The organism is Novosphingobium sp. (assembly GCF_031417815.1).
In the GTDB taxonomy this organism is placed as follows: Bacteria; Pseudomonadota; Alphaproteobacteria; order Sphingomonadales; family Sphingomonadaceae; genus Novosphingobium.
This window is the reverse complement of record NZ_JANOWI010000035.1, coordinates 1-12835: the sequence shown is the minus strand read 5'-3', so window position 1 is coordinate 12835 and position 12835 is coordinate 1. Positions and strand designations below refer to the sequence as shown.

At 64.1% G+C, this 12835-nt stretch carries 12 protein-coding genes; 3 read left to right on the top strand and 9 right to left on the bottom strand.

What is annotated here, in order from left to right; translation table 11 throughout:
* On the bottom strand, window positions 1-1533 hold the full coding sequence (locus RMN99_RS08335; protein WP_309622844.1) for an aminoacyl--tRNA ligase-related protein: 1533 nt from the start codon (window positions 1531-1533) through the stop codon (window positions 1-3).
* Between the two features lie 89 nt (window positions 1534-1622).
* Here RMN99_RS08335 and RMN99_RS08330 point away from each other — a divergent pair, with 89 nt between their 5' ends.
* Window positions 1623-2360 (top strand): hypothetical protein, encoded by a 738-nt coding sequence (locus RMN99_RS08330; RefSeq protein WP_309622843.1) that lies wholly within the window; start codon window positions 1623-1625, stop codon window positions 2358-2360.
* Window positions 2357-2932 (top strand): hypothetical protein, encoded by a 576-nt coding sequence (locus tag RMN99_RS08325; RefSeq protein ID WP_309622842.1) that lies wholly within the window; start codon window positions 2357-2359, stop codon window positions 2930-2932. Before RMN99_RS08330 ends, RMN99_RS08325 begins: the two co-directional genes overlap by 4 nt.
* A 16-nt stretch (window positions 2933-2948) precedes the next feature.
* On the opposite strand, the gene phaR is transcribed toward RMN99_RS08325, so the two are convergent.
* The 6 genes from phaR to radA form a co-directional block, all read right to left on the bottom strand.
* Window positions 2949-3497, bottom strand: a complete 549-nt coding sequence (phaR, locus tag RMN99_RS08320; protein WP_309622841.1) for a polyhydroxyalkanoate synthesis repressor PhaR — start codon at window positions 3495-3497, stop codon at window positions 2949-2951.
* Window positions 3498-3596: 99 nt separating this feature from the next.
* Window positions 3597-4640, bottom strand: a complete 1044-nt coding sequence (alr, locus tag RMN99_RS08315; RefSeq protein WP_409035243.1) for an alanine racemase — start codon at window positions 4638-4640, stop codon at window positions 3597-3599.
* Complete coding sequence (locus RMN99_RS08310; protein WP_309622839.1) at window positions 4630-6012, bottom strand: MFS transporter; 1383 nt, start codon at window positions 6010-6012, stop codon at window positions 4630-4632. The genes alr and RMN99_RS08310 overlap by 11 nt, the downstream gene beginning before the upstream one ends.
* Window positions 6013-6048: 36 nt before the next feature.
* The gene (locus RMN99_RS08305; protein WP_309622838.1) at window positions 6049-6471 is read right to left on the bottom strand and encodes an iron-sulfur cluster assembly scaffold protein; all 423 of its coding nucleotides are present in this window, start codon (window positions 6469-6471) and stop codon (window positions 6049-6051) included.
* Window positions 6468-7031, bottom strand: a complete 564-nt coding sequence (locus tag RMN99_RS08300) for a CvpA family protein (RefSeq protein WP_309622837.1) — start codon at window positions 7029-7031, stop codon at window positions 6468-6470. Before RMN99_RS08300 ends, RMN99_RS08305 begins: the two co-directional genes overlap by 4 nt.
* A 14-nt stretch (window positions 7032-7045) precedes the next feature.
* Window positions 7046-8410, bottom strand: a complete 1365-nt coding sequence (radA, locus tag RMN99_RS08295) for a DNA repair protein RadA (protein ID WP_309622836.1) — start codon at window positions 8408-8410, stop codon at window positions 7046-7048.
* A 109-nt stretch (window positions 8411-8519) separates the two neighbouring features.
* Between radA and RMN99_RS08290 the strand changes: the two genes are divergently transcribed.
* Entirely contained in the window at window positions 8520-10838 is a 2319-nt protein-coding gene (locus RMN99_RS08290; RefSeq protein ID WP_309622922.1) for a patatin-like protein, read from the top strand.
* 136 nt (window positions 10839-10974) lie between these two features.
* On the opposite strand, the gene dnaJ is transcribed toward RMN99_RS08290, so the two are convergent.
* Both dnaJ and RMN99_RS08280 read right to left on the bottom strand, forming a co-directional pair.
* On the bottom strand, window positions 10975-12093 hold the full coding sequence (gene dnaJ, locus RMN99_RS08285; protein ID WP_309622835.1) for a molecular chaperone DnaJ: 1119 nt from the start codon (window positions 12091-12093) through the stop codon (window positions 10975-10977).
* Between the two features lie 70 nt (window positions 12094-12163).
* The coding region (locus tag RMN99_RS08280) for an Hsp70 family protein (protein WP_309622834.1) at window positions 12164-12835 on the bottom strand (672 nt) is incomplete at its 5' end.

Here is a 12835-nt window from a genome sequence, read left to right as displayed (position 1 = left end):
TCAGTAAGCCCGCGCTACGTAAATCCGCTCTACGGCAGGCGCGCCGGTGAGCAGGCAAGTGCCTGAAACCGCTGCGCCGTCCATCGGGGTGTTGCGGATTGTCAGTTTGAGCGTCTTGAGTTTTTGCACCACGGCATCAAGCGCCGCCCCGGTGGGCCGCGACCAGCCAAGTTCGACCCAGCCGGGGTAACGGTTGCTTTCGGCGAAGTAGGCTTCAAGCCCGGCCATATCGGATACATCACGGCTGATCTGGGCATCGCGGCGCTGGGTGGCTTCGCCCAGCAGGCTGCTTTGAATGTCCGTCAGTTCAGCCGCCGCCTGGGCGAGGAACTGGTCACGATCCTGACCGACAAAGTTGACCTTGCCGTCGTCGCGGTAGAGCCGGTCACGGCGGACCACCGAAACCTGTCCGCCAGCGGCATCCCGCCCGCCAATTTCGAGGATCAGCGGCACCCCTTTTTTCACCCAGCCCCAGCGCTTTTGCGTGGCCTTGCCAGCGCGCTTGTCGAGCAGCACGCGGATCGGCTCGCCCAGCGCGTTCTGCCCGGCCAGCGCCGCCCGCAGCGCTTCGCAGTACGCCAGCAGCACTTCATCGCCGAGATCATCGCGCAGCATCGGCAGGATCACCACCTGGTGCGGGGCAATTGCGGGCGGCACGCGCAGGCCATCGTCATCGCCGTGGACCATGATCACCCCGCCGATGAGGCGCGTCGATACGCCCCAGCTGGTGGTGTGACACAGAGCCTGCTGGCCCTCGCGGTCCTGATAGCGGATGCCCGCAGCCTCGGCGAAGCCAGTGCCGAGGTAATGGCTGGTCCCGGCCTGCAGCGCCTTGCCGTCCTGCATCATTGCTTCGATCGAATAGGTGGCGACTGCGCCGGGGAAGCGCTCGTTCTCAGGCTTTTCGCCAGCGAAGACCGGCATCGCCAGTTCCTGCTCGGCGTGCGCGCGGTACATTTCAAGCGCGCGCAGCGTTTCGGCCATCGCATCGGGCTTGTCGGCGTGGGCGGTATGGCCTTCCTGCCAGAGAAATTCGCTGGTCCGCAGGAACATCCGTGTGCGCATCTCCCAGCGCACGACATTGGCCCACTGGTTGGTCAGCATCGGCAGATCGCGCCACGACTGGATCCAGCGCGCCATCGCCTGGCCAATCACGGTTTCGGAGGTTGGCCGCACGATCAGCGGTTCTTCCAGTTTTGCTTCGGGATCGGGCACCAGCCCACCCTTGCCATCCTGAATCAGGCGATGATGGGTGACAACAGCCATTTCCTTGGCAAAGCCCTCAACGTGCTCGGCCTCCTTGGCGAAATAGCTCAGCGGAATGAACAGCGGAAAATAGCAATTGTCGACGCCGGCCGCCTTGATCCGCGCGTCCATCAGTTTCTGGATCCGTTCCCAGATGCCATAGCCCCACGGGCGGATCACCATGCAGCCGCGCACGCCGCTTTCTTCGGCCATTTCAGCCTCGGCGATAACTTCCTGATACCAGGCGGCGAAGTCTTGTTGGCGAGTGACAGACAGTGCGTGTTTCATCGCCGGCGCGATAGCGGCTGCAGCCGCAGCGCACAAGGTTTGTGCCAGTTGCAGATCGTGTTAGGCTGCACGCCAGAGGGGGCTTTGCGATGTATTATCGATGTGCCGGTGTCGGCCTGGCTGCCGCAGCGCTGGTGGTGGCCGCACCGCTGGCCGCACAAACCACCGATACTGGGACAACCGCTCCGCCGCGCGATCCGCAGACCAAGCCCACGGTGTCGCCGGAGCAGGTGATCGGGGTGATCAAGGGGATGATCAAGCCCAAGCCCAGCCCGACGGCGTTCCCGACCCCGACCCCGACCTTTCAGGCAACTGCGACACCCACCGCGGTACCGACGCTCTATCCTGCACCAACGCCGCGGCCGGTGCCGACCACAAAGCCTGCCGGTGTTGTCAGTCCCTCACCCACCCTCGCCCCGCAGCCAGGCAAGGTGGAACCTGCAGCAAGCGCGGCGACGGGTACGACGCCAACCCCGCTTGCCACCGTTGCCGAGCCGCTGCCGCAACCATCGGTCCCGGTTGCCGAGCCATTACCGGCTGACTTGAGCGGCCCGGCACATGGCCCCACTTTGCCTTGGGGGCTGTTGCCGTGGTGGGTGTGGCTGATCGTCGCGGGTGCTGCAGGCGGATTGGCCGAACTGGCACGGCGCTGGTTTTGGCCCAGGCCCACAATTGGTTGCGAAATCGCGGTGGGTCCGGGCGCACTGACGCATGCTTCGCACCCCGTATTTACCGCTCCCGAGATTAACCTCGCCATCCGGATCGAAACCGGCGAAGCCAGCGCGCCGGTCGGCACCCCGGTCCTGGCCCAGGGAGACGCAACATGATTGAACCCGGCCAGATCGAACTCGCTGCGCTGATTCCGCCCGAAGCGTTCGATGCTGCCGCCCAGCAGGCGCAGGCGGATATGGCGGACAGTGAAGACTCAGGCCGCTTGAAACGCGCGATGACCAGTCTGGTCGGGCCGCGCATTGCCGCGGCGATGTCGGCCAAGCTTGGCCAGATGGATTTGCTGCCACTGTTCATCCAAGGCTGGGGCAAATCGCCCGCGATCGAAGCTGAGGCCAAGGCCAGCGAAACTAGCACAGAACCGCGCTTCATCCGCCTGGGCAAGCTGGAACAGGATCTCGATCTCTACCCGATCCTTGGCATTTCCGGGTTCGGTCTTACCGCCAATCCGATCCAGTTCACCCTGACCCTAAAGGCCGAGTTCGAGGCGATCGAGGTGGGCGTGAATAATGGCTATGTGGTCCAGATCGGCGGCGGTCTGTGCCGGCTTGCCGCGGTGCTCAAGCTTGGCCAGCTGACCTTTCCCAGCGGATTTGATCCGGTGGAATGGCAGGTCGGCAAGGGCCGCAAGTTCGAAAAGCCCGGCGTGGCGCTGCTCAGCCGGAGCTAGCCGGGCAGGATCCGCCTCACTTGCCCAGCTTATCGAGCCGGGCCTGCATCTCGGCCATCTGCGTGCGCAGCGCTGCCAGTTCGTCGGCATCGTCCTTGGCTTTCGACGTCTTTTCATCAGCCAGCCCGGGGACGAAGGCCGTAGCCGCGGCCTTGAACATTGCCAGGTTCTGCTGGGCCAGCTTGGCCAGCGGATTGGCGCCAAGGCTGGCTTCAAACGCTTCGCGCAGTTTTGACTGGTTGGCGCGGAACTGGTCCATGCTGGCTTCAAGATAATGCGGGACAAGGCCCTGCATCGAATTGCCGTACATCCCGATCAGCTGGCGCAGGAAGTTGACCGGCAGCATCTGTTCGCCGCTCACCGATTCTTCCTCCATGATGATCTGCGTGAGGATCTGGTGGGTGATGTCAGTCCCGGTCTTGGCGTCGAGCACTTTGAAATCAATGCCCTCGCGCGTCATCTTCGCCAGATGCTCGAGCGTAATGTAGCTTGAGCTTTTGGTGTTGTAGAGCCGCCGGTTGGCGTACTTCTTGATGACGACAGTTTCGCCCTTGGCCTCGCTCATTTCACCAATCCAGTGCCGTGTTACAGGTGCAGGACGTAACGTTAGCACTTGCAATAGGTGCAACGCAACAAAACGATGCTGCGCAGCATAAGCCGGTGTTCAGCGCGCAAATCTGCGGCCAAGCGCGGTGAGCAGTTCATATTGGGACAGGCCGCTGGCAGCCGCCGCGGCCGGAAGCGCATAGTCCAGCGCGATCCAGTCGCCCTCGCCAAGCTCCGGCACAGCGGCAAGATCGATCACCGTCATGTCCATCGAAATGCGGCCCAGCACTGGCAGACGTGCGCCATCGGCAAGCATGGCACCCTTGCCCGACCAGCAGCGCAGGAAACCATCGGCGTAACCGAGACTGACAATGCCGACCCGCATCGGTGCGCTGGCGGTGAAAGTAGCGTTGTATCCAACACTGTCGCCGGCCTGCAGTTCGCGGATCTGGATCAACTGCGCCTCGGGCCGGGCCACCTGGCGGATATGCGGGACAAGCGCGGCGCAGGGAACACCGCCGTAAAGCGCGATGCCCGGGCGGGTCAGATCGCCGTGATAATCGGGCCCGAGGGTAATCCCGGCGCTGTTGGCAAGGCTGGCACGGGCATGCGTCACGGTGCCGCGCGCCGCGTTCCACCGCGCGCATTGCCGGGCGTTTTGTGCACTGGCTTCATCGGCTGATGCAAGGTGTGAGAGCAACAGATCGACTTGCAGCCCGGCAATGGCGGGATCATTCAGGTCGTCCAGCGGCAGGCCAAGCCGGTTGATCCCGGTATCGACCATAAGGTGGCACAGGCCCCCGCCCGCTTCCTGCCACAGCCGCGCCTGATGCAGCGAATTGATCACCGGGCGCAGTGCCGTATCGCGCGCATAGGCGGCATCGCTAGCGTTCAGCGGACCGTGCAGCACGGCGATACGCTGCGGCGCAATGGTGCCGAGCAGGTCTGCCGCCTCGCTCCAATGGGCGACAAAGAAATCTTCGCAGCCGGCCTCCAGCAAGATCCTGGCCACACGCCGCGCGCCAAGCCCATAGGCATCTGCTTTGACTGCGGCACCTGCACGCGCCGCGCCCGAAAGACGATCGAGCGCGCGCCAGTTGGCCGTGAGCGCTGCGGGATCAATGCTCAGCCGCAAAGGCGGCGCTGGCAAATCAGCTGGCATCATCGGAAAAATCGCGCGGCAAGCCGCCTTTCAGCCCCCAGGCCGCCACGATCAGCGATACCACGACCATGATCCACGGATACCACAGCCCGGCATAGATGTTGCCGGTGCGCGCCACCGCGAAGGTGGAGATCAGCGGCACCACCCCGCCAAACCAGCCGGTTCCGAAGTGATAGGGAATCGACATCGACGAATAGCGGATGCGGGCCGGAAACATTTCGGACAGCAGCGCCGCGACCGGACCATAGGTAAAGCCCGACAGCGCGTTAAGCACTGTCAAAGCCGCGAAAATCTTCGCTATGGCCAGCGCATCGGGCACGACCTTGGCGCCCGCCGGGGCTGCGGCATGGGCTGATTGCAAGGCCCATTCAAGCGCCCAGAAGGCCGGGAACAGCAGCACCAGCGTTGCGATATAGCCCCAGACGATCGGGGCCTTGCGCCCGACCCGGTCCGACAGCCAACCCGATCCGATGAAGAATGTCAGACCAACCAGCGCCGATGCCGCCACGATGACTTGCGCCACGCCTTCTTCCACCCGCATCGGGCCGACCAGGAAGGCCAGGCTTGAGAAGGTGGCGGTGTACCAGATCACGGTCAGGCCGACCGCTACCCCAAACAACGCCACGAATATGCGGCGGCGATTACCAGGATAGGTGAAGCTTTCGACGAAGGGATTGCCCGAAAGCTCACCTTCCTCCTTCATCGCGCGGTAGACCGGGCTTTCCGAAAGTTTGATCCGCATCCACAGCGAGATCGCCAGCAAAGCGAGGCTGAGCAGGAACGGCACGCGCCAACCCCACGCATTCCACGTTTCGGTATCGAACATCGTCTTGCAACCCAGCACCACGGCCAGGCTGAGGATGAAGCCGCCGACCACGCTGGCCTGGATGAAGCCAGTGAAAAAGCCGCGCCGGTTGGGCGGGCTGTGTTCCGAAACATAGATCGCCGCGCCGCCGTATTCACCGCCCAGCGCCAGACCTTGCAGCACGCGCAGGAAGATGATGATCGCCGGCGCCCACATGCCGATCGCGTCCACCGATGGCACCAGACCGACCCCGGCGGTGGCGATCCCCATCAGGGTTACGGTGACCAGAAACGTGTATTTGCGTCCCAGCTTGTCGCCCAGATAGCCGAACAGGATCGCGCCCAGTGGCCTGAACCCAAATCCCACGGCAAACCCCGCCCAGGTCAACAGTTCGCGCACCAGCGCATTGTCGGACGGGACGAAAGCCTTGCCGATGATTGCAGCCAGCGTGCCGTAGATGAAGAAATCGTACCATTCGAACACAGTGCCGGCCGACGATGCGGCGATAACCAGCCGGATGTCCGACGCGCTGGGTTCAACCGCTGGATGGCGGGCCGGTTCGGTCATTTAGGTGGTACTCCCCTGAAGCGCTTTTGCCGGTTCCTAGCCGCGCTGTTCAAGCGCGACAAGCGCGGCGCGCCACGCCAGCAGGATAGCGCCGTGGCGGGCGGGATAGTCGCGCGCTGCGGCGATGGCATCAAACCCCGGCCAATTTGGCGCGGGGCCGCCCTGGAGCCAGTGCTCGATTTCCCCCACTGCGGCGGTAATATCAGCCGATGTCCGCCCGGTTGCTGCATTGGCGAAGATCGCCGCGGCGGCCTGGCCGATGGCGCAGGCGCGCGCGCGCAAACCAATCCGATCGATCGCGCCGGCAGCATCAAGCGCCAGACCAAGATCGAGCGTGCTGCCGCAGGTTGGTGCTCGGGCATGGCTGGTGATCGGCAGCGCAGCGTCCAGCGGCCACGCCGCCAGCGACGTGGCCAGCGCCAGAACCTCGCGCGTGTAAAGCGCGGCAGACGCGCTCACTTCGCTTTGCGCTTGAGCTTTTCGGTGGCAGCTTTGCCAGCCTCTTCCCGCGCGGCGGCTTCAACCGCTTCGCGGCGGCGTTCGCCGATCAGCTTGACCAATTCTTCACTGCCGGCATTGATGAAGGGATAAGTGCGCGCCTGGGTAATCCATTGCGGACGGCCGCCTGCGCCCCAGACCGTATCATAACCCAGCACAAGCACTGAAAAGCCCATAACGACGATCACCGCACCCTTGATAGCGCCAAAACCGAAGCCTATCACCCGGTCAATCGGGCCAATCACCGAATTGCGGCTGGCTGAACCGAGCCGGTCCGACAGCAGTTTGACGATGGCATAGGGCACCAGCAGCAGCAGCGCGAAAGCCAGCACCGATGCCCCGCTGGTATTGCCGATGTAGGGGATCAAGCCCTCGCTAAGCGGGGTGTGCAGCATGCGGATCGCCACCAGAGCCAGCACCCAGGCAGCGAGCGCGAAAACTTCCTGCACGAAACCGCGCATGAAACCAGTGATCGCGCCAAGCGCAATCAGGATAAGGACGGCGATATCGAACCCGGTCATGATGCCTGAGTCTATTAGCCGCCCACCACCCGGTCAACAAGGTTCGGCAATAGCGAAAGTCCGGTGAATTTTCCGCCTTTGGGCGCGCCGGTGCTGTCGGCCGGGCCAAAGGCGCGGGCAAAGCCCAGCTTGGCCGCTTCGCGCAGCCGCACCCCGGCATGTGCCACCGGCCGTATCTCGCCCGCCAGCGACACCTCACCAAACCAGACGGAATCGCCCCCCAGCGGCTTGTCGGCCAGTGCCGAGACCAGCGCCGCGGCCACCGCAAGATCGGCGGCCGGATCGGTCAGCCGGTATCCGCCTGCGACGTTGAGATAGACTTCGGCCGAAGAGAAATTCAGCCCGCAGCGGGCCTCAAGCACCGCCAGCAGCATCGCCAGCCGGCCGCTGTCCCACCCCACCACGGCGCGGCGCGGGGTGGCCCCGCTGGCCAGCCGCACGATCAGCGCCTGGACCTCGACCAGCACCGGCCGGGTCCCTTCGATCGCCGGAAACACCGCACTGCCCGCCACCGGCTGCTCGCGGCCCGAAAGGAACAGCAGCGAGGGATTACCGACCTCGGTCAGCCCGGCACCTTCCATTGCGAACACGCCAATTTCATCGACCGGGCCGAACCGGTTCTTGATCGAACGCAGGATCCGGTACTGGTGGCTGCGCTCACCCTCAAAGCTCATCACCACATCGACCATGTGTTCCAGCACGCGCGGCCCGGCGATGCTGCCGTCCTTGGTTACGTGGCCCACCAGCACCAGCGCCGCACCGGATTCCTTGGCATAGCGGATCAACTCAAAGGCCGAAGCGCGGACCTGGCTGACAGTGCCGGGCGCGCCTTCGATCTGATCGGAATGCATGGTCTGGATCGAATCGATCACCAGCAGCGCTGGCGGCGGCATGCCGGCCAGCGTGCTCAGGATATCGCGCACTGATGTCGCCGCGGCGAGCAGGATCGGCGCATCGCCAAGCCCCAGCCGCGCCGCGCGCAGCCGCACCTGTCCGGCGGCTTCCTCGCCGCTGATATACACCGCATTGGCACCGCTGCGGGCGATTGCGGCGGCGGCCTGGAGCAGCAGCGTGCTTTTGCCGATGCCCGGATCGCCGCCCATCAGAACCGCGCTGCCCGGCACCAGTCCGCCGCCCAGCGCTCGGTCGAACTCGGCCAGGCCGGTGCTGCGCCGGACCAGCGCTTCGCCCGGGGCATCGAGCGCCTCGAACATGATCTTGCGGCCACCCGACGAAAGATCATGTTTGGCCGAAAACACGGTTTCAGGCGCTTCCTCGGCCAGTGTGTTCCATTCGCTGCAATCGGCGCACTGGCCCTGCCAGCGGTGCGAGACGCTTCCGCAGGCTTGGCAAATGTATCGGCGTTTGGGCTTGGCCATGTCATCCTGTTACTGAGAACGAAAACGGAACGCAAGCGCCGCAATAGGCAATTATCCGCAAGCAAGCGGTTGGCACGGTTCAGCATAATCTGCCATGCTGCGCAGCACTATGCGCCAGAAGGAACTCCGGATCGCCCTTGTCTGCTACGGCGGCGTCAGCCTGGCCGTCTATATGCACGGGGTCACCAAGGAACTGTGGAAGGTTTCCCGCGCCAGCCGCGCGCACCACGGCGGCGGCGGGGCTGAGACTGGCAGCGACGCGGTTTATCGCCGTCTGATCGACCATATCGAACGCCGCTTCGCGCTACGTCTCAAGGTCATGACCGACATCATTGCCGGGGCCAGTGCGGGCGGGATCAACGGGGTGTTCCTGGCCCAGGCGATTCATTCTGGGCAAAGCCTTGAGCCGTTGACCGAGCTGTGGCTTGAACGCGCCGATGTGGATGTGCTGCTCGATCCCGACGCGCGGCCATGGTCGCGCGTGGCGAAATTCTGGGCGATGCCGATCGTCTGGTGGCTGCTGCGCCGCCCCGGCAATGCCATATCAGACAGCGTCGCGCCCGAGACCCGGCACGAGGTCCGCACCAAGTTATCCCGCCTGATCCGATCGCGCTGGTTCGAGCCGCCGTTTGGCGGGCTTGGCTTCTCGCGCCTGTTGGCCGAGGCGTTCGATGCGATGCGCATGAGCCCCGCCGAAGCGCCGCTGTTGCCGCCGCGCCACCCGCTCGATCTGTTTGTGACCGTGACCGATTTTCGCGGACACCCCGAACGCCTGAGACTGAATACGCCTGAGGAAATCGAGGAGAGCGAGCATCGCCTGTCGATCGGGTTCCGCGCCGCTGCCCCGGCCGAAGGCGGCAGCGCGCTGGCTGCGCCGCTTGAACTGGTGCTGGCAGCACGCTCTACCGCGAGCTTTCCGGGTGCCTTCCCGGCCCTGCAACTGCGCGAGATTGACGTTCTGGCGGGTGAACGCGGCGAACGCTGGCCCAGCCGCGCTGCCTTTATCGAGCGGATCATGCCCGAACACTCGCATTCGGGCGATGCCGAGAACGTGGCGCTGATCGATGGATCGGTGCTGGTCAACGCGCCGTTTTCGGAGGCGATGGCGGTGCTGCGCGACCGGCCCGCACAGCGCGAGGTCGATCGCCGTTTCGTGTACATCGATCCGCATCCCGATGAAGTGGGCGGCACCCGCCACAAGGATTCAACATCGCCGGGGTTCTTCTCGGTGATCTTCGGTTCGCTGTCCTCGATCCCGCGCGAACAGCCGATCCGCGACAACCTGGAAGCGATTGCGGCCGCCTCGCGCCAGTCGGTCGAGTTGAAAGGGATCGTCGATGCCTTGCGGCCCGAGGTCGAGGCGCAGGTCGAAAAGCTCTTTGGGCTAACGTTGTTCCTCGATCGCCCCAGCGCGAAACGCCTTGTTGCCTGGCGGGCCAAGGCGCAGCAGGCAGCGGCGGTCCAGGCAGGCTATGCGTTCCAATCCTATGGCCACGTCAAATTCGCGCAGGTCATCGCCGAACTGGCGGCAATGATCGAATGCGCTGCACCCGATCTCGCCGTCGGGCGCGGCGACAGTGTTGCCGACCGGCTATCGGCCTGGCTCGCCCGCAATGGCCTCGATCACCTGTCGGCAATGCGCGGCGGGGCGAGCAACGAGGCAATCACGTTCTTCCGCGAACACGATCTGGGCTTCCGCATCCGCCGTTTGCGCCTGCTGGCACGGCGTCTATCGGATGACTGGGACGATATCGACGCCGATAATCCCGAAGCGCGCGAACGGGCGCGTTCGGCAGTGTTCAAAGCCCTGGCGCTCTATTTCGATCGCGAAGCGCACGGCGCACTGGGTCAGGATTTCGGCGTGGTGGCGCGACTGTTGGATAGCGATCCGGGCGCGGTCCTGGCTGAAATCGCGCGGCGGCGGCAATTGCCGGCGACCGATCTGGTGGTCGATGCTTTGCTGGTCGAAGCGCTGCAGGGCATGCCCAAGGAATTGAAGCGGCGGGTATTGCTGACCTATCTGGGCTTTCCGTTCTACGACACGGTCACCCTGCCGTTGCTGCGCGGCGAGGGATCGACCGAGTTCGAACCCGCTAAGGTGGATCGGATCAGTCCGGTCGATTGTAACGCGATCCGCTGCGGCGAGGCCGAAGCTGTGTTGCGCGGCACCGAATTCTACAACTTCGGAGCCTTTTTCAGCCGGGCTTACCGCGAGAACGATTACCTGTGGGGGCGACTCCACGGGGCGGAGCGGATGATCGACCTGATCGCTTCGGCCCTGCCGCGCGGCATGGTGCTGGATCCTGAAGATATGACCCGTTTCAAGCGCGAGGCATTTCTGGCGGTGCTGGATGAAGAAGAGGGGCGGCTCAAGGCCGATCCCGGACTGGTGGCGAAGGTTCGGGCGGAGGTTGAGGTCGCAAAGTGACCCCTCCGTCATTTGCTGCGCGAATGTAACCTCCCCATCACCAGTCGATGGGGAGAATCTCAGGCGATTTCTACGTCCTCATCGCCTTGCGATGGGGAGGTGGCAGCCACGAAGGGGCTGACGGAGAGGTGGCTACCTACCCCCCAAACGCTTCCTTGATCCGGTCAAAAAAGCCCTTCGATTGCGGCGTCTCATCGCCGGTCTCGGTGTCCTGCAACTCGCGCAGCAGTTCCTTCTGGCGGGCCGAAAGCCTGGTTGGCGTCTCGACCATGATCTCGATGACCAGATCGCCGCGCCCGCGCCCTTGCAGCACCGGCATCCCAACGCCGCGTTTGCGCAATTGCTTGCCCGACTGGATGCCGGCGGGAATTTCCACTCCGATGCGTGTCCCGTCGAGCCCCGGAATCTCGATTTCCCCGCCCAAAGCCGCACGGGTGAAAGTGATCGGCACGCGGGTGATCAGGTTGGTCCCCTCACGCTCGAACACGGCGTGGCGGCGGGTGTGGATGAAGATGTAGAGGTCGCCCGGGGGTGAGCCGAACGGCCCTGCCTCGCCTTTGCCGGCCAAGCGAATGCGGGTGCCGGTATCGACGCCCGGCGGGACATTTACTTCCAGCTTTTGCGGCGTATCGACCCGCCCTTCGCCGCGGCAATTGCGGCACGGCTTTTCGATCACCTCGCCGCGCCCGTGGCAGGTCGGACACGTGCGCTCAACCATGAAGAAGCCCTGCTGTGCGCGGACCTGGCCGTGCCCGCCGCACAGGTTGCAGCGGCGCGTGCCGGTGCCGGGTTCGGCGCCCTTGCCATCGCAAGGTTCGCACTTGGCCGAAATCTCGATCTCGATTTCGGCCTGCTTGCCGTGGAATGCCTCATCGAGGCTGATTTCCATATCGTAACGCAGATCGGCCCCGCGCCGTGCCTGGCTGCGCCCGCCGCCGCCAAAGGCGCTGCCGAATATCGTTTCGAAAATGTCGCCCAGATCGGAAAAGCCCGCACCCGGCCCCGCGCCGCCGCCCGACATGCCCTGCTTGAACGCTTCGTGGCCGAACCGATCATAAGCCGCACGCTTTTGCGGGTCTTTCAGGCATTCATAGGCTTCGCTGATCGCCTTGAACCGGTGTTCGGCGTCAGAATCGCCGGGGTTCTTGTCCGGGTGCCAGCGCATCGCCAGACGGCGGTACGAAGACTTGATCGTCCCGTCGTCCGCAGTCCGCTCGATCTCGAGCAATGAATAGTAATCGGCTTCTACGGCCATCGCCCCACCTCAAAAACAGGGCCGCCACCGCACTTTAGCGCGCGGTGGCGGACCCGTTTCACAGCCTGTTTCAGCCCTTGTCTTCGTCGACTTCGGAGAATTCGGCGTCGACAACTTCTTCTGCGCCTTCAGCCGGAGCCCCATCGGCTCCTGCGCCGCCCGGCGAAGCGGCCGCGGCCTGTTCCTTCTCGTAGATAACCTGGCCCATCTTCATCGCCTTGTCGGTCAGGGCCTGGGTCTTGGCAGTCATTTCATCGGCATCGCCGCTTTCGATCGCGGTCTTGGCTTCGGCAATGGCAGCCTCGATTTCCGATTTGAGATCGGCGTCGAGCTTGTCACTATGCTCGGCCAGCTGCTGTTCGGTGGCATGGACCAGACTGTCGGCGTTGTTCTTGGCTTCCGCCGCGCCGCGCCGCTTCTTGTCTTCATCCGCGAACTTTTCCGCGTCCTTGACCATCGCGTCGATATCCGAATCCGTAAGACCGCCCGAGGCCTGGATCTTGATCTGCTGTTCCTTGCCGGTGCCTTTGTCCTTGGCGCTGACGTTGACGATGCCGTTGGCGTCAATATCGAACGTCACCTCGATCTGCGGCACGCCGCGGCGCGCAGCCGGGATGCCGACCAGATCGAACTGACCGAGCATCTTGTTGTCGGCCGCCATTTCGCGCTCGCCCTGGAACACGCGGATCGTCACCGCCTGCTGGTTGTCCTCGGCGGTCGAATAAACCTGGCTCTTCTTGGT

Coding starts and splice junctions, on each gene's coding strand:
- RMN99_RS08330 (WP_309622843.1), top strand. CDS start 1,623: ATGTATTATCGATGTGCCGGTGTCGGCCTGGCTGCCGCAGCGCTGGTG.
- radA (WP_309622836.1), bottom strand. CDS start 8,410: ATGGCCAAGCCCAAACGCCGATACATTTGCCAAGCCTGCGGAAGCGTC.
- RMN99_RS08290 (WP_309622922.1), top strand. CDS start 8,520: ATGCGCCAGAAGGAACTCCGGATCGCCCTTGTCTGCTACGGCGGCGTC.
- dnaJ (WP_309622835.1), bottom strand. CDS start 12,093: ATGGCCGTAGAAGCCGATTACTATTCATTGCTCGAGATCGAGCGGACT.
- RMN99_RS08310 (WP_309622839.1), bottom strand. CDS start 6,012: ATGACCGAACCGGCCCGCCATCCAGCGGTTGAACCCAGCGCGTCGGAC.
- RMN99_RS08325 (WP_309622842.1), top strand. CDS start 2,357: ATGATTGAACCCGGCCAGATCGAACTCGCTGCGCTGATTCCGCCCGAA.
- RMN99_RS08300 (WP_309622837.1), bottom strand. CDS start 7,031: ATGACCGGGTTCGATATCGCCGTCCTTATCCTGATTGCGCTTGGCGCG.
- RMN99_RS08335 (WP_309622844.1), bottom strand. CDS start 1,533: ATGAAACACGCACTGTCTGTCACTCGCCAACAAGACTTCGCCGCCTGG.
- alr (WP_409035243.1), bottom strand. CDS start 4,640: ATGCCAGCTGATTTGCCAGCGCCGCCTTTGCGGCTGAGCATTGATCCC.
- phaR (WP_309622841.1), bottom strand. CDS start 3,497: ATGAGCGAGGCCAAGGGCGAAACTGTCGTCATCAAGAAGTACGCCAAC.